Genomic DNA, 19,372 nt, shown 5'->3' on the forward strand with positions numbered 1-19,372 from the left:
AAGTGGAGAGGACACCATGCAGGAATTGCCAGGAATCGTGATCACAGGCGCATCAGGCCGGATGGGGCAGATGCTGATCAAGACGGTGTCCGACAGTGACAAGGTGCGTTTGGTGGGCGCGGTTGAACGCGAAGGCCATGACTGGGTTGGCCGTGATGTTGGCGAAGCCATGGGCGGCGCGGCGCTGGGCGTGACAGTGACGGACCAGCCGCTGGAGGCCTTTGCCAAAGCGCAGGCGGTGATCGATTTTACCGCACCTGCGGCGACGATTGCCTTTGCCAAACTGGCAGCGCAGGCGCGCGCGGTGCATGTGATTGGCACCACGGGTATGACCGAAGAAGATATTGCACAACTGGAGCCTTGTGCCCGGCACGCGGTTATCGTGCGCGCTGGCAACATGAGCCTGGGGATGAACCTGTTGACCAAACTGACCGAGAAAGTGGCGGCAGCCTTGGATGAGGATTTTGATATTGAAGTCATCGAAGCGCATCACCACCACAAAGTGGATGCTCCAAGCGGCACCGCTTTGATGCTTGGCGAGGCGGCTGCTGCAGGGCGCGGTGTGGATTTGGCGGATGTGTCTGATCGGGCGCGGGACGGCATCACCGGCGCGCGCAAAAAAGGCGACATCGGCTTCTCTGTCATTCGTGGTGGCGACATTGTTGGCGAACATGATGTGCTGTTTGCAGCCGCTGGGGAGCGCATTGTGCTGCGTCACCAGGCGACAGATCGGGCGATTTTTGCCCGTGGCGCGGTGAAGGCTGCGATCTGGGGGCAGGATCAAAAGCCCGGAGAATATGATATGTTTGACGTATTGGGGTTGTAAGAATCCCTTACTGATACAGCGCGAAACGTCCTGTGACGTTTTGCGCAACTCACGTGATTGGCATTCTCGCGTTGCTGTGATCAATTTGGGTGCAGAAAAATGCCCAATAAAATCAACCGCCCAGCGGTTGATGTCCGACGTTGAGAGCGTCTGGAGACAAGATGCATCCCACCCAGATGCATTTTTTGTTGGCAGGTCAGAGACGTTGTGTTCTTATGCCGACAAACAAAAACTTAAATGACCATTTAAAAAATGACCAACAGGGAGAAGACCATGACGACGTTTTTGAAAGCCGGACTGTCGGCGCTTGCGGTATCCGCGGTGGCCATGTCGGCACAAGCGGCAGATCTTGGCGCGACCGATGAGCCCATCAAACTGGCGCTGAACGAATGGACCGGCCAGCACGTGACCACACATGTGGCGGGCGAAATGCTGAAGGCGGCCGGCTATGAAGTTGAATATGTGACTGCTGGCATGATGAACCAGTTTCAGGCAATTGCCGATGGCGACATTCACGCGACTTTGGAAATCTGGTCTTCCAACGTGTCCGATCAATACGCCGTGCTGAAAGGCGAAGGAAAGCTGGAAGAGCTGTCCGATCTGGGCCTGGCTGCGCGTGAAGGCATCGCCTATCCGGCGCACGTCGAAGAGCTCTGCCCAGGCCTGCCAGCGTGGGAAGCGCTGAAAGACTGTGCGATGAACTTCGCCACCGCAGAAACCCTGCCAATGGGGCGTCTGGTGGATTATCCGGCGGATTGGGGTACACCTGGCGCGGACCGCATGACTGGTTTGGAACTGCCATTCAAAGCTGTGCCTGCGGGTTCCGAAGGCGCTCTGATTGCCGAACTGCGCGCATCCACAGAGAAGAAATCGCCTTTGCTGATCACCTTCTGGCAGCCGCACTGGGCGATGTCGGCCTACGACGTGAAGTTTGTCGATCTGCCTGCGGGTGAGGATGCTTGCTTCACCGATCCAGCCTGGGGCCCAAACCCAAATGCGATCAACGATTGTGACTTCGCCGCAAGCCGTATCTTCAAAGCCGGTTGGCCTGGTCTGAAAGACAAATGGCCTGCCGCCCACGAAATTCTCGTGAACTATCAGCTGGCTGTGGAAGATCAGCAGCCAATGATGGGCGCCGTGGATGTGGACGGTCAGAAAGTTGAAGAGGTTGTGTCCGCGTGGATGGGTGAAAACGAAGCCAAGTGGAAGTCGGTTGTCGACGCCGCAACCAAGTAAGACTTCATGACTGACAAGAACAGCACCGCTCCGGCGATTGCCGTCGAAGACCTCTGGCAGGTCTTCGGCGAAAACGCCGCCCCGGCTCTGCGCGATGCGCGCGGGGCTGGTGATGACAAAGCCATTGCCAAAGAGCTCAAGGACAAGACCCTCATTCCCGCCGTGCGTGCGGCGAATTTTGAGGTTAAATCCGGCGAACTCTTTGTGATTATGGGGCTTTCGGGTTCTGGCAAATCGACTCTGATCCGCTGCATCTCGCGGCTGATTGAGCCGACAGCCGGGTCGGTGCGCATTGATGGTGAGGACATTCTCCAGGCCAGTGACAAGCGCCTGATTGATCTGCGCCGTCACAAGCTGGGCATGGTGTTCCAGCATTTCGGATTGTTCCCGCATATGACGGTGGCCGACAACGTGGCCTTCCCGCTAAAAATGCAGGGCGCGGGCAAGGCAGAGCGCCGGGCGCGGGCTTTGGAGGTATTGGAACTTGTGGGCCTGAAAGGCCGCGAGGACACCTACCCGCGTAACCTGTCAGGTGGTCAGCGGCAGCGGGTCGGCATTGCCCGCTCACTGGCAGTGAACCCAGACATCTGGTTCCTCGACGAGCCATTCTCTGCGTTGGATCCGCTGATCCGTCGCCAATTGCAGGACGAGTTCCTCAACATTCAAGCGACCCTGAAAAAATCCATTGTTTTCATCACGCACGACATCCAAGAGGCTCTAAAACTGGCTGATCGGATTGCCATCATGCGCGATGGTGAAATTGTGCAGATCGGCACGCCGGAAGAGATCGTGCTGCATCCAGTGGATGACTATGTCGCCGAGTTTTCCAAGGATGTGCCAAAGGGGCGGCATGCCTGCGTTGAATCCATTCTGATGGACGGTATTCCAGACAACATGCCGGACGATCCTGGCATCAAAGTGGGCATGACGCTGGATACGGCCCTGACCAAATGCATGGAGCTCTATGAGCCAGTGCCGGTGCGAGATGCGGCTGGCAAAGTGATTGGTGCCGTGCATCCGCATGAGTTGGCCAATGCCTTGCAGGCGGAAGAGACATGAGCGCGGCGGAGGCCGTGCCAGCAAACGCAGGACGCAAGCTGGCGCTGGCACGCGGCAGTCAGGCGGCGTTGTTTGTGCTGGCGATTGCTTTGGTCTGCCGCCTCCTTGGGGCGCAGTTTGAATGGCTGATGAAATGGCCGGCAGCCTTGACCGTGCCGATGACCGACTGGATGACCTGGCTGGTGGGCGGTTTTCTGGATGTTTTCAAGCCAATAGCCCGGACTTTCACCTTTTTGGTGAGCTATCCCATGGAAGGGGTTGGTTGGCTTCTGAACGCCTTGCCCTGGCCCATGACCGTGGCGCTGGTGACCGCGCTCGGCTGGACCATTGGCGGATTGCGCATGGCGGCGCTGGGCTTCTTTGGACTGATGTTTGTGGTGTTCTCAGGCTACTGGACCGAGGGTATGAACACGCTCGCGCTGGTGGCGGTCTCGGTGCCTTTGGCACTTTTGCTTGGCACGGCAATTGGCATTGCGGCGTTTGAGTTTCCGCGTGTGAAGGGCGCGGTGAACGCGCTCTTGGACGTGATGCAGACGGTTCCGACTTTTGCCTATCTCACGCCCCTGCTTGTGCTTTTTGGCTTTGGGCCTGTGGTGGGGCTGATCGCTTCGGCGATCTATGCGGCGCCGCCGATGGCGCGCAATGTGTTGTTGGGGCTGGAACGGGTGGATACGGAAATCCGCGAAGCGGCTGTGATGTCTGGTGGCACACGGCGGCAGCAGTTGTTCCTTGTGGAACTGCCGGCAGCGACGCAGCAGATCATGATTGGCGTGAACCAATGTCTGATGGCGGCGCTGTCGATGGTGATCATCGCGGCGGTGATCGGTGGCTTTCAGGACATCGGTTGGGAAGTGCTGTTGACCATGCGCAAGGCGTTGTTTGGGCAGGCCTTTTTGGCGGGCTCTGTGATTGTTGTCTTTGCCATCATCATTGACCGTATGTCCGCCGCCTTGGCGGAGCCGCGTCCGCAGCAGGACCGCAAAGTGGCTTTTGGCATTCTTGGCGCCGGGCTTTTGGTGACGCTGTGGTCCGTGTTTGCGGGCTGGTCCCCAAGCGGATTTGCGGCGTTGGATGGCGTTGCGGCTTGGGTGGATACAGGTGTCGGCACCTTCACAGGAAACCACGGGGCGACGTTGGATACGGTCAAGAACACCTCGATGTTCTACGGGCTTTTACCGCTGCGGATTGGTCTTGCGGAGGCGGTGTTGCCCTTCACTTGGGGCTTTATGTGGACTGCGAAACACACGGCTATGCTTTACGGCGTAGCGGCGGTTATCTCATTGATTTTGATGCTGAAAGGTCGTGTGACCGCGGGGCTGGTGGTGATGATCCTGGCTTACGTGGCCGAGATCGGCATTGCGCATCTGGCGTGGCCGGTGGTGATCTTTGGCGCAGGCGCAATTGGCTGGGTTGCTGGCGGGTGGAAGTTGGCGCGGCTGGCGGTGATCCTTCTGGGCCTGGTGCTGATTTCCGGCCTATGGGAGCGGGCGCTGTTGTCCCTGTACCTGTCTGGGGCAGCCGTGTTTGCCTGCGCTATCGTCGGAGGCGCCTTGGGGCTGTGGAGCGCCATGAGCAGCACAGCCTGGGCCATCATCCGACCGATCTGTGACCTGCTGCAAACCATCCCGTTGTTTGTCTTCCTGATCCCGGTGCTGATGTTCTTCCAAATCGGGGAATTCTCAGCGTTTCTCGCCATTTGCATGTACGCCGTGGTGCCGATGATCCGCTACACGCGGCACGGTTTGACCAGCACACCAGACGAGATCCTGGAGGCGGCCACGGCCAGCGGGGCAGGCAAATGGCAGACCATGTTTGAGGTGCGCGCGCCCTTTGCGGCACCGACCATCCTGCTCGGTTTGAACCAAACCGTTCTCTATGCCTTTGCCATGTTGGTGATTGCGGCGCTGATCGGCACCACGGGGCTGGGACAGTCAATCTATCTGGCGTTGGGGCAGGCGGATGTCGGCCTTGGCATCACGGCCGGGGCCGCGATGGCGATCTTGGCGCTGGTGGCGGATCGCCTGGTGCAGGGCTTTGCCGAGGAACGGCGTCAGGCGCTTGGGCTGTAAACAGGGGCGAATCGGGGGTAACATTCCGACTCGTTTCACTTTTTACCCTTCGGTATCGCGGCTGTTTTGCGTCGGTATCGCGTCGGTGCGATTTTGCGCAAAGGCCGTTGTAAACAAGGCGTGCGCTGTTGCGATTGAGTGGATTTAAACGTGGCGTGCGTCCTCAGGGCAATGGGCGCAACAGTTGCCGGATTTGCAATGCTGTGCCGGGCAGGACACACTTGATCTTGGTGGATCACTGTCCAGAACGGGCGGTTGAGTGGATTTTTAAGATTTCGGGGGGATTGTGCATCAATGCCAAGTCCTAACGAGTCCAGTGGTATGACCTACAGAATAGCCCCGGATGTGATCCGGGTTGCCACCGGGCGTGTTTGCGGCAGCCAGATATTTCAACTGGCCAAACAGCAGGAAATGCTGCTTCGGTTCCTGGTGGATGAGGATTTAGCCGGGCGGGCCAAGCAGGGCAGCCGCGCAGCGGTGATTGCAAAGTTCTATGCGGATCGGTCCGAAGAGGAAGCCGCCCAGAAGCTGACGTGGGCAATGGCGCGTCTGTCTGAGAAGCTAGCCGAGTACTATGATGGTGACGGTGCGGATGATCCGATCCGGATCTTTGTCGATCCGCGCAGTTGTGGTTTGCGGTTTGAGATGTGGGAAGCAAAGCCGAAACCCCGCGACACAACCGGCCCCAAGACCCCCATGCGCATGTTGGTCCTGATCGGGGCGTTGATTGCCTCAGCCATTGGTTGGGTGGTGATGGAATTGACCCCGACGGGCGTGGTGGAAGGACCGCAGGAAGATTGGCCAAAAGACATATCTGATCTTGTGACAGCGGACGTTGCCTTGCCGGTGGATGTGGAAGGCATGTCGGCTGCGGAACTGGTCGAAGCCGCGCGCAGCTATATGTATCCAAGTCTGGATTTTGAGCGGCACAAGCTGGCCATCGTGCTGTCCAAAACCGCGATTGAGCGCGATCCTGAATTTGCCCGTGGCTATGCCACGGCGGCGATGTCGATGGCGATGATGGCGGATTTGACCCGTGGGGGTGGTCTGTCGCGTCGCTATTTGCAAGAAGCCACTTTGCTGCTTGAGCAGGCCAGTGTTCTGGCGCCCGAGGACAGTTGGGTGATGGCGACTTCGGCGCAGGTTGCCATGGCGTCCGATGACTTTGAATTGGCGGACGAACGAGCAAAAGCGGCTTTTGAAGCTGGGCAGGACGATGGCTATGTTGCCCATACTTATGCGTTGATTGCGCATTTCTCGGGGCGGTTTGAGGATGTGGTGGTGGTCAACGCGCCCGAGAATGTTGCCGCGTCAGACCCGATCAGGTTGGTGCGGGAACGGGTGTATGGTTTTGCGAACTATCACTTGGGCGCCTACGAAACCACGATTGAGGTGGTGGAAGGCACCTTGCAGGCAGGGCTGGAGCATAACTTTGCCAGCCTGCTGTATTTGGCAAGCGCCTATCAGGCCGTGGGGCAACAGGAACAGGCGGAAGAGATGGTCAAGCGTATTGAAGACGAATGGCCCAGCTTGCGCACCGACGTGGTGGCGAACATGTTCTTCATGGATCCCTTAGATTGGGAGAAACAAAAGGCCCATCTCCGGGCGGCTGGCATGAAGTTCGCCGACTAAACCCGGATTAGAAATCGATGGCGAGGCCTTTTTTCTCCCAGTCACCGTAGCGCACTGGCTCTGGACCGTCGCGGCCACCAAGCTCGGTGGGCAACTCCAGCGCTTTGGCCTTCTTGCGGCGCTCCTCGGCCTCGGCCAAGGCACGTTTGGCGGCTTCGGGCAGGTCGTCGCGGATCTCGAGTGTGTCCGTCATGAGAGGGTTCCTTTCAGGCTTATGCCTTGATATACGCGCCCGTCCGCTGTTCTCAACCCCGCAAGGAATATCTGTATGTCCAAATCCGGTTACCAAGCCCGTCGCAGTGCCGTGCATCTGCTTGATCAGGTCATGGACAAGGGGCGGCTGTTGTCGGAGGTGATCGGTGGCGGGGCATTGCAGAAGCTGGCGCCGGAAGACCGCGCGCGGGCGCAGCGGCTGGCGACAGAGACCCTGCGCAATCTGGAGCGGGCCGACCGGATTTTGCAGAAACATCTGAAAAAGACACCGGCGATCACGGTGCGGAATGTGCTGCGTATGGCGACGGTGGAACTGTGTCAGGGTGGGGCTGCGCATGGCGTGATCAATGACGCGGTGGAGATTGTTGCCAAAGGCAAGCGCACCGCGGGCATGAAGGGACTGACCAACGCGGTGCTGCGCAAGGTGGCAGACAAAGGTGTGGACGAGTGGGAGAAGTTGCGGGTGCCGCGCTTGCCCAAGTGGCTGCGCAAACCGTTGGCGCAGGCTTATGGCAATGAGGCGATGCTCAGCATTGAGGCGGCGCATTTTGCCGGGGCGCCACTGGATTTGACAGCCAAGGGCGATGCGGCGGCAGTGGCCGAGGCTGTGGGCGGTGAGCTGCTGCCCACTGGATCGGTGCGTTTGCAGGACGCTGGGCAGGTCACGGCGCTGGAAGGATTCAAACAAGGCGCGTGGTGGGTACAGGACGCGGCGGCGGCGATTCCGGCGCGGGTTTTGAATGTGCAGCCGGGCGAGAAGGTGTTGGACCTCTGCGCAGCGCCTGGCGGCAAGACCATGCAGGTGGCGGCGGCCGGGGCCAAAGTGACGGCGGTGGATGACAATCCGGCGCGGATGGAGCGGCTGCAGGAAAACATGAAGCGGGTGCAGCTCAAGGCCAATGTGGTGGTGGGCGATGTGATGGCCCAAGAGGGCCAGTATGACGCGATCCTGCTGGACGCGCCGTGCTCAGCCACCGGCACCATTCGCCGCCACCCGGATTTGCCCTTTGCCAAAGATGGCAGCGAGTTTGGTGATCTGATTGGCATGCAGGAAGTGTTTCTGGATCATGCGCTTGGCCTGCTGAAACCGGGTGGGCGGTTGGTGTTCTGCACCTGCTCGCTGTTGCCGGATGAAGGCGAAGTGCAGGTGGAAGAAGCGGTGGAGCGCTGGGTGGATGTGACCGTGGATCGTGAGGCTGTGCTGGTTGACGGGGTCGATCCGGCTTGGGTCACGGAAGAAGGCGGCTTGCGGTTGCGGCCGGATTATTGGGCGGACAAAGGTGGCATGGACGGGTTTTACGTGGCTTTGCTGCGCAAAGGTCAGTGAGCTTTTGCCGGTGAATTGGCTTAAGCCGATTCAATCGGTGACTCAGCGCTAACACCTCGCTACACTCGCGCCAAACGCCAGAGAGCGTAGAGGCAGAGTGGATGTCCAAACCAGAAAGCATATCGGCGCGCTGGACACGGTTTAACCACCGTGTGGCGGCCCGGATCAGCACCCGTGCGCGGCCCGCGACGGGGTTCACCAGCATGCCGGAACCACGCACTATTGGGTTGTTTGCCCGGGGTAAGCAGTTGGTTGCCGGAAATTTCCTGTTTGCGGGCCATTTGATCAGCGCGCCGAAAACGTCGATGTGGGACATCAACGTGCCCGATGATGTCTTTGCCGAAGAACAGCATGGCTTTGCCTGGCTGGATGATTTGGCGGCGGTGGGTGACGCCCCCGCGCGGGAACGGGCGCAGGAATGGGTTTGGCGCTGGATTGACCGCTATGGGCGTGGTTCGGGGCCAGGGTGGATACCGGATTTGGCGGGACGGCGGCTGATCCGCTGGATCAGCCATGCGATTTTTCTGCTCAGGGCGCGGGATTCGGCGCAGTCTGAGGATTTCTATCGCTCGCTGGCGCAGCAGACGATTTTCCTATCCAAGCGCTGGCATAAAACCGTGCCGGGCTTGCCGCGGTTTGAGGCGCTCACCGGGCTGATCTATGCCGGGTTGGCGCTGGAAGGTATGGCGCAACATGTGGAGCCGGCGCTGAAGGCCTTGGACAAGGAATGCGAGCGGCAGGTGGATGAGGAAGGCGGCATTCCAACCCGCAATCCCGAAGAGCTGCTCGAGGTGTTCACATTGCTGACCTGGGCCGCGACGGCGCTCAAGGAAGCGGGGCGCAAGCCGTCGGCGATGCATATGCAGGCGATTGAGCGCATTGCGCCGACCCTGCGCACGCTGCGCCATTCCGACGGGGGCTTGGCGCGGTTCCACGGCGGCGGGCGCGGCATGGAAGGGCGGCTGGACTCGGCGCTGGCGGAAAGTGGCAACAAGACGCGGCAGGCGGATGGTCTGGCGATGGGCTACGCGCGGCTGTCAGCGGGGCGCACCAGCGTGGTGATTGACGCCAGCCCGCCCCCAACTGGACCAAGTTCGCTTAATGCCCATGCCTCTACGCTGGCGTTTGAACTGACCAGCGGGCGGCGGCCTTTGGTGGTGAATTGCGGTTCCGGCGCGAGTTTTGGTGAAGACTGGCGTCGGTTTGGACGGGCCACACCGTCCCATTCCACTGTGACCATTGATGAGCTGTCGAGCGCGCGGTTGGGCCAAGAGGGCCGCGGCTGGCGTGAAGAGCAACTGGTGGATGCGCCCAAAGATGTGCCGATTCAGATGAGCCAGGCGCCGGATGGGTTGCGGTTTGAGGGCGGGCATGACGGCTATATTGCATCTCATGGTTTGACCCATGCGCGGACGTTGGAGCTGACCTTTGATGGGCGCGGCATGGCGGGCGAAGACCTGATCATCGCGATGGAAGATTCGGCCAAGCGGCGGTTTGACATGGCGATGGACGAAGGCGCATTGCAAGGAATCCCCTTCGAAATCGCGTTTCACTTGCATCCGGAGGTGGATGCCTCGCTTGATATGGGCGGTGCGGCGGTGTCGATTGCGCTCAAAAGCGGCGAACTTTGGGTGTTCCGGCATGATGCGATCGCGAAAATGCGGCTCGATGCCAGTGTTTTCCTCGAAAAAGGGCGATTAAAGCCGCGTGCGACCAAACAAATCGTTCTATCTGGCGTGGCAATGGAGTATGCGACCCGCATCCGGTGGTCGCTGAGCAAAGCGCATGAGACCAATGTGGCAATCAGGGACCTGAACCGGGACGAAATGGATTTGAACACCTGAGCCCAAGGACCCTATCCCGATGAGCGACCTCCAGCCTATTCGCCGCGCCCTGATTTCCGTGTCTGACAAGACCGGCTTGATCGACCTCGCCAAAGCCCTTTCAGACCGCGGCGTGGAGCTGCTCTCCACCGGCGGGTCCGCCAAAGCGATGCGCGATGCGGGGCTGGATGTGAAAGACGTATCCGAGGTCACCGGCTTCCCGGAGATGATGGACGGCCGCGTGAAGACGCTGCATCCGAAGGTGCACGGCGGCCTGCTGGCGCTGCGTGACAATGACGATCACGTTGCGGCGATGGACGAACACGGCATTGGCGGTATCGACCTGTTGGTGGTGAACCTCTACCCGTTTGAGGCCACTGTGGCAGCGGGTGCGGACTATGACACTTGCATTGAGAACATCGACATTGGTGGCCCGGCGATGATCCGTGCCGCGTCCAAGAACCACGGCTTTGTAAATGTGATTGTGGACGTGGAAGACTACGCGCCGCTTCTGGCCGAACTGGACGCCAACGATGGTCAGACGTCGTATGCGTTCCGCCAGAAGCAGGCGCAGATCGCATATGCGCGCACCGCAGCCTATGACGCGGCTGTGTCCACCTGGATGGCCGAGCAGCTGGCGCTGGAAGCGCCGCGCCGCCGTGCCTTTGCTGGCGAAGTGAAACAGACCCTGCGCTATGGCGAAAACAGCCACCAGAAAGCGGCGTTTTACACCGATGGCTCCGGTCGTCCCGGCGTGGCGACTGCGACCCAGTTGCAGGGCAAAGAGCTGTCTTACAACAACATCAATGACACCGACGCGGCGTTTGAGCTGGTCTCCGAGTTTGATCCGGCGGTGAGCCCTGCTGTGGCGATCATCAAACACGCCAACCCCTGTGGTGTGGCCGTGGGCGCAACTTTGGTTGAGGCTTACCAGAAGGCCTTTGACTGTGACCGCACATCCGCGTTTGGCGGCATTGTGGCGCTGAACCAGCCGCTGGATGCAGAGACCGCAAGCAAGATCGTTGAAATTTTCACCGAGGTGGTGATTGCACCGGGCGCGTCTGAGGAAGCCAAAGAAATCTTCGCGGCGAAGAAAAACCTGCGTCTGCTGCTGACCGATGGTCTGCCGGATCCGCGCGCGCCGATCACCGCCTATAAGCAAGTTGCCGGTGGTGTTCTGGTGCAGGACAAAGACGTGGGCTACGTCAGCAAAGACGATCTGAAGGTGGTGACCAAAGTCGCGCCAACCGACGAACAGCTCGACGATCTGTTCTTTGCTTGGAAGGTGGCGAAGCACGTGAAGTCCAACGCGATTGTTTACGTCAAAGGCGGCGCTACCGTGGGTGTTGGCGCAGGTCAGATGAGCCGTTTGGACAGCGCCAACGTGGCCGCGTCCAAAGCGCAGCGCATGGCGGATGAACTGGGTATGGACGAGAGCCCAGCCAAAGGCTCTGCGGTGGCCTCTGATGCGTTCTTCCCGTTTGCCGACGGTCTGTTGGAAGCGGCTGCGGCGGGTGGCACCTGTGTGATTCAGCCGGGTGGCTCCATGCGCGATGAGGAAGTCATCAAGGCGGCGGATGAGGCCGGTCTGGCGATGGTCTTCACCGGAATGCGTCACTTCCGTCACTAAAAGTGACGTGAAATGCAAACGGCTCGCGGTTGGAAATGCTCTGATTGCGGGTCTCACCCTTGTTGCGCCGCCCAAAAGTGGCGTAGCATGGGCGCTAACAATCAAGGCGCAAGATTCTGGAGACAACACGGAACGGCGCACGAGGCAGACAGGCAGAGAAGGAGACGCGACGTGATGCGTCTTGTGTTTTGGGCAGGCTTTTGGGCCTTCATCACCGATCAGGCGAGCAAGTTTCTTGTGCTCAACTGGCTGAACCTGCGCGAGGTGATGCATATCGAGGTGCTGCCGCCGTTTTTGCAGTTTCATATGGCATGGAATCGCGGCATCAATTTTGGCCTGTTTTCTGACAGCCCAGCGGCCGCCAAATGGGTGCTGATTGCGCTGGCCTTTGTGATTTGCGGCTTTTTGCTGCATTGGGTGCGCAAAGATCCGCCGGGCAAATGGGGCATGATCAGTGCGGGGTTCCTGATTGGCGGCGCGCTCGGAAATGTGATTGACCGGCTGCTTTTTGGCGCTGTGGTTGATTTTCTCAACATGTCGTGCTGTGGCATCAACAATCCTTATGCGTTTAACCTCGCCGACGTTTGGATCTTCGCAGGCGCCATCGGGCTGGTGGTGTTTGGGGGCAAGAAAACTGAGGCGTGACCTTCCTGTCAGGATGCGCTAAAGCTGTGCCCAAGTTTCGTGGAGTGGGGCAAATGAAGCTTTTGCGTCTTTTGATTTTGGGAGTGGCTGCTGTGGGTTTGGCGGCCTGTTCGGGTAAGAACACGCTGCACTCGAATGCACCAAGTGGCGATGGGCCGGATGAATTCACCATCATGCCTGCCAAAGAACTGACCCAGCCGAAAGATTATGCGGCCTTGCCTACGCCCACGCCGGGTGGTGTGAACCGCACCGATCAGGACCCACTGGGCGATGCGGTGGCGGCGCTGGGCGGCTCTGCGGCGGCGCGCAGCCCTTACAACACCGGCATTCCGGCCAGCGACGGCAACCTTGTGAACTACTCGTCCCGTTTGGGGCGTGACGCGAACATTCGCGCGACCGTATTGGCCGAAGATGAAGAGTTCCGGCGCAAACGGGGCCGTGGCACCTGGCTGCGGATCAGCAAGAAGGGCCTCTATGAGGACGTCTACAAACGCCAAGCGCTGGACTACCGTGATGAGTGGTGGAAGTGGAAACGTGCAGGTGCGCGGACCCCTGCGGCACCGGTGCAGTAAGATCGCTGGCACGAATGTGCCTAATATGGCTCACAAATTCGTTTGATCCCTTGCAGCGCCCCCTCGGGGGCGTAACTATTTGTACAAGCCTGTTTTGAGGAGGTTATTGGATGTTGCGACGCTTTGTCTGTGCGCTGGCGACGGGGGCGGCGATGGCGCTGCCCGCGCAAGCGGAAGATCAGGTTACCGATTTTATGCTGGAGAACGGCATGCAGGTGGTGGTGGTCGAGGATCACCGTGCGCCGGTGGTGATGCATATGGTCTGGTACAAGGCGGGATCAGCCGATGAGAAGCCCGGCGTGTCCGGCGTAGCGCATTTTCTGGAGCATCTGCTGTTTAAGGCCACCGACAAGCTCGAATCCGGTGAGTTCTCCGCAACCGTGGCGGCCAACGGCGGGCGGGACAACGCGTTTACCAGCTACGACGTGACCGCCTATCACCAACGGGTGGCGGCGGATCGGCTGGAGCTGATGATGTCGATGGAGAGCGACCGGATGGTGAATATCCGGCTTGGCGAAGAAGAGATCCTGACCGAGCGCGATGTCATCATCGAGGAGCGCAACCAGCGGGTGGAGAACAACCCAGGTGCGCTGTTCCGCGAACAACTCAATGCGGCGCAGTATCTGAACCACCGCTATGGCATCCCGATCATTGGCTGGCGGCATGAGATGGAGGCGCTGGGGCTTGAGGACGCGCTGGACTATTACGGGACATATTACGCGCCCAACAATGCGATCCTGATTGTGGCTGGCGATGTCGAACCCGAAGAGGTCAAGGCGCTGGCGGAGCAATACTACGGCGTGATCCCGGCCAACCCGGACCTGCCAGAGCGTGCCCGGCCGAGTGAGCCACCGCAAACCAGTGCGCGGCGGATGGAGTTTTACGATGCCCGTGTGGCGCAGCCGTATGTGACGCGCTCTTACCTCGCACCAGAGCGCAACCCCGGCGATCAGCGCGGCGCGGCGGCGTTGACCTTGCTGGCGGAGCTTTTGGGTGGGGGGCAGACCTCTGTGCTGAGCCAGAAGCTGCAGTTTGAGGACAAGAACTCGATCTACGCCACCGCTTGGTATCGCGGCACCTCTCTGGATGCGACGACGTTTAACCTGTTGACCGTACCCGCGCCGGGCATCGGGATGCAGGAGGCCGAAGATGCGATGGATGCGGTTGTGGCGGAGTTCATGGAGACCGGTGTGGATGAGGCGCATTTGGAGCGGATCAAGATGCAGCTGCGCGCCAGCCAGATTTATGAGCGCGACAATGTGGACAGCGTGGCCAACCGCTATGGCCGCGGACTGACCTCGGGGCTGACGATTGCAGACATTCAGGCATGGCCGGAGATTTTGCAGTCGATCACGCCCGAAGAAATCATGGCGGCGGCAGAGATGATCTTTGACCGGAAAAAGTCGGTGACCGGCTGGCTGTTGACAGAAGAGGAGGCGGCGCAATGATCCGTGCTTTCATCACATGCGTGACGCTGTTTGTGGCCGTGCCTGCCTGGGCAGAGATCAACATCAAGGAAGTCACCTCCCCCGGCGGCATCAATGCCTGGCTGGTCGAGGAACCGTCGATCCCCTTTGTAGCGCTGGAAATTCGTTTCAAAGGCGGCACCTCGCTCGACGCAGAGGGTGCGCGCGGCGCAACCAACCTGATGGTCGGCCTGTTGGAAGAGGGCACCGGCGACATGGACGCGCAGGCCTTTGCCAAGGCGAGCGAAGAGCTGGCGGCGCAGTTTGGCTATGACAGCCATGCCGATGCGGTGTCGATTTCCGCCCGTGTGCTGACCGAGAACCGCGATGATGCGCTGGCTTTGCTGCGCAAATCCTTGGTGGCGCCGAGCTTCCCGCAGGATGCGCTGGACCGGGTGCGTGAACAGGTGCTGTCTGGCCTACGCTCTGATTTGAAAGACCCGGACAAGATCGCCGGCGCACGCATGGCGGAGATCATCTATGGCGATCACCCCTATGGCAGCGCGGGCGAAGGCACGATTGAAAGCGTGACCCACCTGACGCGCGAGGACATGATTGCCGCGCACAAAGGTGCGATGGCAAAAGACCGGCTGTTTGTTGGCGTGGTGGGCGACATCACCGCCGAAGAGCTGGGGCCGGTGCTGGATGCACTGTTGGGCGACCTGCCAGAGACCGGCGCACCGATGCCGGGCCCGGCGAAAGTGGACATCATGGGCGGCGTCGATGTGGTGGATTTTGATACGCCGCAGTCGGTGGCGATGTTTGCCCAGAACGGCATTGACCGCGATGATGAGGATTTCTTTGCCGCCTATGTGCTCAACACTATCTTGGGCGGCGGCGGCTTTGAAAGCCGTCTGATGGAGGAAGTCCGGGTCAAGCGCGGGCTGTCCTATGGCGTCTACAGCTACATCGTGCTGCGCGATCTGGCGAACGTCTACATGGGCAGCGTGTCCTCCGCCAATGACCGCGTGGCGCAGGCGATTGAGGTCATTCAGGATGAGTGGGCGCTCATGGCCGCCGAAGGCCCGACAGAAGATGAGGTTGCGAAAGCCAAGGCGCTGTTGACCGGAGCTTACCCGCTGCGCTTTGACGGCAACGGCGCGATTGCGACGATCATGGTCTCCATGCAGATGGACAACATGCCCATCGACTACATCACCACCCGCAACGACAAAGTGGATGCGGTCACGGTGGAAGATGTGAAACGCGTGGCCGGAGAGCTTCTGACGCCGGAGAAGCTGCAATTTGTGGTGGTGGGCAAGCCTGAGGGGCTTTGAAGGCTGTCACTGACTAAGTTGTGAGGCGCGGGGGGGGGAACCTTCCGCGTTTTTTGTTGGATAGACAAAACAACTATTGGCGAAGTTTGAAATCGCGGATTACCCTTCTGATTATTGAAGGATGAGAATTTGAACATGCCAGGGGAGATTGAAATGGCATTTGATACACACACGATTACCTTGCATGAAGATGATGCTGGCTTTCCGCTCAATGATGATTTCGATTGGTCTCAGCCCCATGTGGAGGCTGTGGTGAAACATGCCTTTGACAACACGGCGGTTGGAGCGCAATCGAACTTTCGTAGTTTTGGTGAGACACAGATTGTTGCGGGCAATGACACTTCGAGAGTTGCCTATGTTGAGACAGACTCCGGCTATTTCGTTGTGAGTGCTGATATGATGTCACATGTCATTGTGACCTATTCCAGATGGGATTGATGCCGCGTAACCAGAGGACGTAAATGTGCTCCAAGGTGCAGTATTATATGCAATAAATCTGGACGGCTTGACCCGGTTTTACACGGGGTTGGGCGGCGAAGTCGTGGAGCAGAGTCCGGGCGAATATGTCGTCATTGGCAAAGGAGATACGACTCTTGCGCTTGTTCAGGCGCCGGATCATATCGCTTCCACCACCGTCATCGAGACACCGCCGGTTGCGCGCTCTGCGACAGCCATCAAGCCCGTTGTTCAAGTAGGATCACTCGACGGTGCGGTTCCAGCGTTGAGGAGCACGGTGGTGGTTTGTTGCCTGAGGCTGGGCGATGGTGTTTTCGTGGGGCGGTTTTGCAGGATGTGATCGACCCGGAAGGCAACGTTGTTCAGCTCAGCCAGCGAGAGAAGGGTTCGGGCGACGGCTGAAGGCATTCGGAAGAGAGTGCCTTCCACGTTTTTTTGTTTAGGAAGGCAGCCGTTGCGCTTATTCATTCAATAGTTTTTCGACCGCTGAAATTGCGGAAAAGGCCGCGCCGTGCACGGTGGATTGTGCATCGCCTCCCAATGCTTCCCCGGCAAAGAAGACCTTTCCGGAAACTGGTGCGAGGATTTCGCTCAGGTCGTAGGGACTTCTATTTTCCATGGAGTAACTGCCCTGAATGTGCTGTTCCGCATTCCAGTTCTGGACTGCGGCGCCGGAAAAACTGGCTTTGGCAACGCCTCCGAACATTTCGTTGAGCTCTGAGAGAATGTCGTTCACCAAATCGGCGTTGTTAAGAGCCGAACGGCGTGTCGGTTTCTCCGAGACCGAGAACAGTCCAAGGATGTTTTGGCGCGTTGGTTTGCCAAAGACTGCGTCATAGTAGATTTTTTCCGCCCATGTGTCGGCCAGGATGCTGCTGCGCGCACCTTCAAACAGCATGTCTGGATAGAAACGCTCAGAGAACTGCAGGAAGGCCTTAAAGCCAGATCCAAAATCAACGTCCTTTAGAGCTGTTAGATTCGGCGGTGTTAGGTTCTTTGAGAAGGAGATTTGACCGCGTTTTAGGACAGAGATAGGCACAGTGACCAAGATCTTGTCTGTATCAAGTGAGCGACCGTCCTTGAGCCTCAAAGACAGGCGGTTTCCCTGCTCGGCAACATGCGTCACTTGCGCCCCGAAAGAGATATTTTGCGCAACAGTTGGCAACATGAACCTTTCGAAAAATCCGTACCAAGTGGTGTCTAAAAACTTGACCTCTTGATAGAAATTGCGAAGCGCGTTGAACTTATTCAGCCGATTGTTGTGCCAGAATTTGTAGGTTTGAGGACGGTAGTTGATTGTCCGAATGCCCAAGTCTGTTGGTCCCTGTCCTATCATGCGACCAAAGATATTTGGGTCGTCGTGGATCCACTCGGCGCCCAAATCGAGGGGCATATCTCCTAATCCCTTAAACCGCTTGACGCGTCCTCCCCAATTTTTGGACGCTTCCAGGATCTGAACTTCAATTCCGGCTTTGGCCAAGTGGTATCCCGCGGTTAGCCCGGCACTGCCTGCGCCGACAATGGTGACGCTTTGGGGTTTTCGAGCCTGCGCCAAGTGCGGTGCGCATAAAAGTGATGCAATGGACAAACGAGTGAAAGTTCTGCGGTGCATTTTTGGCTCACTTTTCTTTCAGTCAAAGAGGCAGGTGGGATCATCTTGCACAATGTTGCTTGGAAAGAATGCGGCATCAACATGATTAAAAGCATAGAGATCACGTCATTTCCCAAGGTGAGAAGTTCTTACTGAAGCCGCTTCAGTTTTCCCCCAACAACCGCCTAATCCGGCCTTCCCAGTCGTCCTGCGCCCGGCCGGATTTGCCCATGGCTTGAAAGCCGAAGTAGAGGTGCAGGATCATCTCGGCCAGATCGGCGCGGTGGGTGGGGGACAGGCCGACGCCCCGCACGTCCAGTACGCCGAGAATCCCCTGTTTCAGGCGGTCCGCCATTTCCTGGGTTTTTTGCGCAACCTTGGGGTTGTCCGGCGCGACCTCGACCATGGCGTTGCAGATAAAACAGCCGATGCCGGCTTTGTCCGTGGGGGCAAACATCGGCATCAAACAGGTGGTGGCGTCAGCGGCATCGCAGGCCTTTAGCGCGGCCACATTGGTGGTGACGACCAGATTGTCATAGCGCTCCAGTGTCTTGAAATAGACCGCTTCCTTGTCGGCAAAAGCCTTATAAAAACTCCCCCGCGTGAGCCCCATGGCGGTGAGCAGATCGGGCAGGTTGGTGGCCTTATAGCCTTGGCGCCAGAAGATCTGCATGGCGCCGTCTATCGCTTTGTCGATGTCAAATTCTCTGGGGCGGGCCACTAGATTCCTACCTCACGCAATGCTCACGGTCAGTTGATTTGTACCATTTGGTTCCGAATTGTAAATAGTCAATAGGAACTGATTGGTTCCAAACTCAGATCATTCAACAAAGGGACCTCCCCCAATGAACGTTTTTAAATCTCTGATCACTGGTGCCGCGCTGTCCGTGGCTGTGGCCACCTCCGCTTTTGCCGCTGGCGTTGAACTCAACGCGTCTTCCACGGGTCTTGCGATGCAGGGCTATGACCCGGTGGCGTATTTCACCGATGGCGCGCCGACCAAAGGCGACTACCGCATCACGTCGAGCTACAACGATGCCAACTACTGGTTCTCCAGCGAAGAGCACAAAGCGGCGTTTGACGCGGACCCAGAGGCCTACCTGCCGCAGTATGGCGGTTACTGCGCCTTTGGCGCAGCGATGGGCTTCAAGTTTGATGGCGACCCGGAGCACTGGAAGATTGTGGACGGCGAACTGTTCCTGAACCTGTCCAAAGATGTTCAGGCGCGTTGGGCCGAGGACATTCCGGGTTTCATCGAAAAAGCCGACACCAACTGGACCACAATCGCAGACAAAGATCCGGCCAGCCTGCAATAAGCAGTAAGCCACCACTCCCTTGGCCGTTGGCCCTCACCGCGCAATCGGTGGGGGCTTTTTGTGATCCGAGCAATGATTGACGCCGGGTGCGGCTTTGTCTAAGAGGCAGATAACCGTTGGGGTGTTCTGCATGGCAGGGCTGAGAATCGCAAATGCGTAAACCCATCGAACCTGATCCGGGCAATACCGGCGGAGGGAACGGTGTCAAAGACGATGACGTTTTGCCTGCGCGGA

Annotated in this window: 18 protein-coding genes and 1 riboswitch; of the genes, 14 read left to right on the top strand and 4 right to left on the bottom strand. The window is 58.7% G+C overall.

Features of this window, described 5'->3' with window-relative positions; genetic code table 11:
* Nucleotides 1–16 precede the first annotated feature (16 nt).
* The 5 genes from dapB (at nucleotide 17) to MK208_RS08390 (ending at nucleotide 6,822) form a co-directional block, all read left to right on the top strand.
* Nucleotides 17–826 carry a 4-hydroxy-tetrahydrodipicolinate reductase gene (gene dapB / locus MK208_RS08370; protein WP_294115848.1) on the top strand — a complete coding sequence of 270 codons (810 nt, stop codon included), beginning with the start codon at nucleotides 17–19 and terminating at the stop codon, nucleotides 824–826.
* Between the two features lie 273 nt (nucleotides 827–1,099).
* Nucleotides 1,100–2,062, top strand: a complete 963-nt coding sequence (locus MK208_RS08375; protein WP_294115849.1) for an ABC transporter substrate-binding protein — start codon at nucleotides 1,100–1,102, stop codon at nucleotides 2,060–2,062.
* 6 nt (nucleotides 2,063–2,068) lie between these two features.
* Nucleotides 2,069–3,121, top strand: a complete 1,053-nt coding sequence (locus tag MK208_RS08380) for a glycine betaine/L-proline ABC transporter ATP-binding protein (RefSeq protein ID WP_294115851.1) — start codon at nucleotides 2,069–2,071, stop codon at nucleotides 3,119–3,121.
* Nucleotides 3,118–5,190, top strand: coding sequence for an ABC transporter permease subunit (locus MK208_RS08385; RefSeq protein ID WP_294115853.1), 2,073 nt, complete (start codon nucleotides 3,118–3,120; stop codon nucleotides 5,188–5,190). The genes MK208_RS08380 and MK208_RS08385 overlap by 4 nt, the downstream gene beginning before the upstream one ends.
* A gap of 321 nt (nucleotides 5,191–5,511) precedes the next feature.
* Nucleotides 5,512–6,822 carry a hypothetical protein gene (locus MK208_RS08390; RefSeq protein WP_294115858.1) on the top strand — a complete coding sequence of 437 codons (1,311 nt, stop codon included), beginning with the start codon at nucleotides 5,512–5,514 and terminating at the stop codon, nucleotides 6,820–6,822.
* A gap of 7 nt (nucleotides 6,823–6,829) precedes the next feature.
* Here the strand turns inward: MK208_RS08390 and MK208_RS08395 are convergent, their stop codons facing one another.
* Nucleotides 6,830–7,015, bottom strand: a complete 186-nt coding sequence (locus tag MK208_RS08395; protein ID WP_294115860.1) for a DUF1674 domain-containing protein — start codon at nucleotides 7,013–7,015, stop codon at nucleotides 6,830–6,832.
* A 75-nt stretch (nucleotides 7,016–7,090) separates the two neighbouring features.
* On the opposite strand from MK208_RS08395, the gene MK208_RS08400 reads away from it, so the two are divergent.
* The 8 genes from MK208_RS08400 (at nucleotide 7,091) to MK208_RS08435 (ending at nucleotide 16,213) form a co-directional block, all read left to right on the top strand.
* Nucleotides 7,091–8,362: an RsmB/NOP family class I SAM-dependent RNA methyltransferase gene (locus MK208_RS08400; RefSeq protein ID WP_294115861.1), complete on the top strand. Its 1,272-nt coding sequence runs from the start codon at nucleotides 7,091–7,093 to the stop codon at nucleotides 8,360–8,362.
* A gap of 101 nt (nucleotides 8,363–8,463) precedes the next feature.
* Nucleotides 8,464–10,206 (top strand): heparinase II/III family protein, encoded by a 1,743-nt coding sequence (locus tag MK208_RS08405; protein WP_294115864.1) that lies wholly within the window; start codon nucleotides 8,464–8,466, stop codon nucleotides 10,204–10,206.
* Nucleotides 10,207–10,225: 19 nt separating this feature from the next.
* Nucleotides 10,226–11,815, top strand: a complete 1,590-nt coding sequence (gene purH, locus MK208_RS08410) for a bifunctional phosphoribosylaminoimidazolecarboxamide formyltransferase/IMP cyclohydrolase (protein WP_294115866.1) — start codon at nucleotides 10,226–10,228, stop codon at nucleotides 11,813–11,815.
* A 174-nt stretch (nucleotides 11,816–11,989) separates the two neighbouring features.
* Nucleotides 11,990–12,460 (top strand): signal peptidase II, encoded by a 471-nt coding sequence (gene lspA, locus MK208_RS08415; RefSeq protein ID WP_294115868.1) that lies wholly within the window; start codon nucleotides 11,990–11,992, stop codon nucleotides 12,458–12,460.
* 53 nt (nucleotides 12,461–12,513) lie between these two features.
* Nucleotides 12,514–13,032, top strand: coding sequence for a DUF3035 domain-containing protein (locus MK208_RS08420; RefSeq protein WP_294115870.1), 519 nt, complete (start codon nucleotides 12,514–12,516; stop codon nucleotides 13,030–13,032).
* A gap of 110 nt (nucleotides 13,033–13,142) precedes the next feature.
* Entirely contained in the window at nucleotides 13,143–14,480 is a 1,338-nt protein-coding gene (locus MK208_RS08425) for a pitrilysin family protein (RefSeq protein WP_294115873.1), read from the top strand.
* The gene (locus MK208_RS08430; protein WP_294115877.1) at nucleotides 14,477–15,775 is read left to right on the top strand and encodes a pitrilysin family protein; all 1,299 of its coding nucleotides are present in this window, start codon (nucleotides 14,477–14,479) and stop codon (nucleotides 15,773–15,775) included. The genes MK208_RS08425 and MK208_RS08430 overlap by 4 nt, the downstream gene beginning before the upstream one ends.
* Before the next feature lie 153 nt (nucleotides 15,776–15,928).
* Nucleotides 15,929–16,213, top strand: coding sequence for a hypothetical protein (locus MK208_RS08435; RefSeq protein ID WP_294115878.1), 285 nt, complete (start codon nucleotides 15,929–15,931; stop codon nucleotides 16,211–16,213).
* 249 nt (nucleotides 16,214–16,462) lie between these two features.
* On the opposite strand, the gene MK208_RS08440 is transcribed toward MK208_RS08435, so the two are convergent.
* The 3 genes from MK208_RS08440 to MK208_RS08450 form a co-directional block, all read right to left on the bottom strand.
* Nucleotides 16,463–16,699 (bottom strand): hypothetical protein, encoded by a 237-nt coding sequence (locus MK208_RS08440; RefSeq protein WP_294115880.1) that lies wholly within the window; start codon nucleotides 16,697–16,699, stop codon nucleotides 16,463–16,465.
* Nucleotides 16,692–17,843 carry an NAD(P)/FAD-dependent oxidoreductase gene (locus MK208_RS08445; protein ID WP_294115882.1) on the bottom strand — a complete coding sequence of 384 codons (1,152 nt, stop codon included), beginning with the start codon at nucleotides 17,841–17,843 and terminating at the stop codon, nucleotides 16,692–16,694. Before MK208_RS08445 ends, MK208_RS08440 begins: the two co-directional genes overlap by 8 nt.
* 142 nt (nucleotides 17,844–17,985) lie before the next feature.
* A complete protein-coding gene (locus MK208_RS08450) occupies nucleotides 17,986–18,495 on the bottom strand; it encodes a TetR/AcrR family transcriptional regulator (protein WP_294115884.1) in 510 nt (169 codons plus the stop codon).
* Between the two features lie 172 nt (nucleotides 18,496–18,667).
* Between MK208_RS08450 and MK208_RS08455 the strand changes: the two genes are divergently transcribed.
* Nucleotides 18,668–19,138, top strand: coding sequence for a YHS domain-containing (seleno)protein (locus tag MK208_RS08455; RefSeq protein ID WP_294115886.1), 471 nt, complete (start codon nucleotides 18,668–18,670; stop codon nucleotides 19,136–19,138).
* Nucleotides 19,139–19,245: 107 nt separating this feature from the next.
* Nucleotides 19,246–19,353: riboswitch (TPP riboswitch) on the top strand.
* Nucleotides 19,354–19,372: the final 19 nt, after the last annotated feature.

It is taken from the genome of Shimia sp., assembly GCF_022448905.1.
In the GTDB taxonomy this organism is placed as follows: Bacteria; Pseudomonadota; Alphaproteobacteria; order Rhodobacterales; family Rhodobacteraceae; genus Shimia.

Coding starts and splice junctions, on each gene's coding strand:
- dapB (WP_294115848.1), top strand. CDS start 17: ATGCAGGAATTGCCAGGAATCGTGATCACAGGCGCATCAGGCCGGATG.
- MK208_RS08375 (WP_294115849.1), top strand. CDS start 1,100: ATGACGACGTTTTTGAAAGCCGGACTGTCGGCGCTTGCGGTATCCGCG.
- MK208_RS08380 (WP_294115851.1), top strand. CDS start 2,069: ATGACTGACAAGAACAGCACCGCTCCGGCGATTGCCGTCGAAGACCTC.
- MK208_RS08385 (WP_294115853.1), top strand. CDS start 3,118: ATGAGCGCGGCGGAGGCCGTGCCAGCAAACGCAGGACGCAAGCTGGCG.
- MK208_RS08390 (WP_294115858.1), top strand. CDS start 5,512: ATGACCTACAGAATAGCCCCGGATGTGATCCGGGTTGCCACCGGGCGT.
- MK208_RS08395 (WP_294115860.1), bottom strand. CDS start 7,015: ATGACGGACACACTCGAGATCCGCGACGACCTGCCCGAAGCCGCCAAA.
- MK208_RS08400 (WP_294115861.1), top strand. CDS start 7,091: ATGTCCAAATCCGGTTACCAAGCCCGTCGCAGTGCCGTGCATCTGCTT.
- MK208_RS08405 (WP_294115864.1), top strand. CDS start 8,464: ATGTCCAAACCAGAAAGCATATCGGCGCGCTGGACACGGTTTAACCAC.
- purH (WP_294115866.1), top strand. CDS start 10,226: ATGAGCGACCTCCAGCCTATTCGCCGCGCCCTGATTTCCGTGTCTGAC.
- lspA (WP_294115868.1), top strand. CDS start 11,990: ATGCGTCTTGTGTTTTGGGCAGGCTTTTGGGCCTTCATCACCGATCAG.
- MK208_RS08420 (WP_294115870.1), top strand. CDS start 12,514: ATGAAGCTTTTGCGTCTTTTGATTTTGGGAGTGGCTGCTGTGGGTTTG.
- MK208_RS08425 (WP_294115873.1), top strand. CDS start 13,143: ATGTTGCGACGCTTTGTCTGTGCGCTGGCGACGGGGGCGGCGATGGCG.
- MK208_RS08430 (WP_294115877.1), top strand. CDS start 14,477: ATGATCCGTGCTTTCATCACATGCGTGACGCTGTTTGTGGCCGTGCCT.
- MK208_RS08435 (WP_294115878.1), top strand. CDS start 15,929: ATGGCATTTGATACACACACGATTACCTTGCATGAAGATGATGCTGGC.
- MK208_RS08440 (WP_294115880.1), bottom strand. CDS start 16,699: ATGAATAAGCGCAACGGCTGCCTTCCTAAACAAAAAAACGTGGAAGGC.
- MK208_RS08445 (WP_294115882.1), bottom strand. CDS start 17,843: ATGCACCGCAGAACTTTCACTCGTTTGTCCATTGCATCACTTTTATGC.
- MK208_RS08450 (WP_294115884.1), bottom strand. CDS start 18,495: ATGCAGATCTTCTGGCGCCAAGGCTATAAGGCCACCAACCTGCCCGAT.
- MK208_RS08455 (WP_294115886.1), top strand. CDS start 18,668: ATGAACGTTTTTAAATCTCTGATCACTGGTGCCGCGCTGTCCGTGGCT.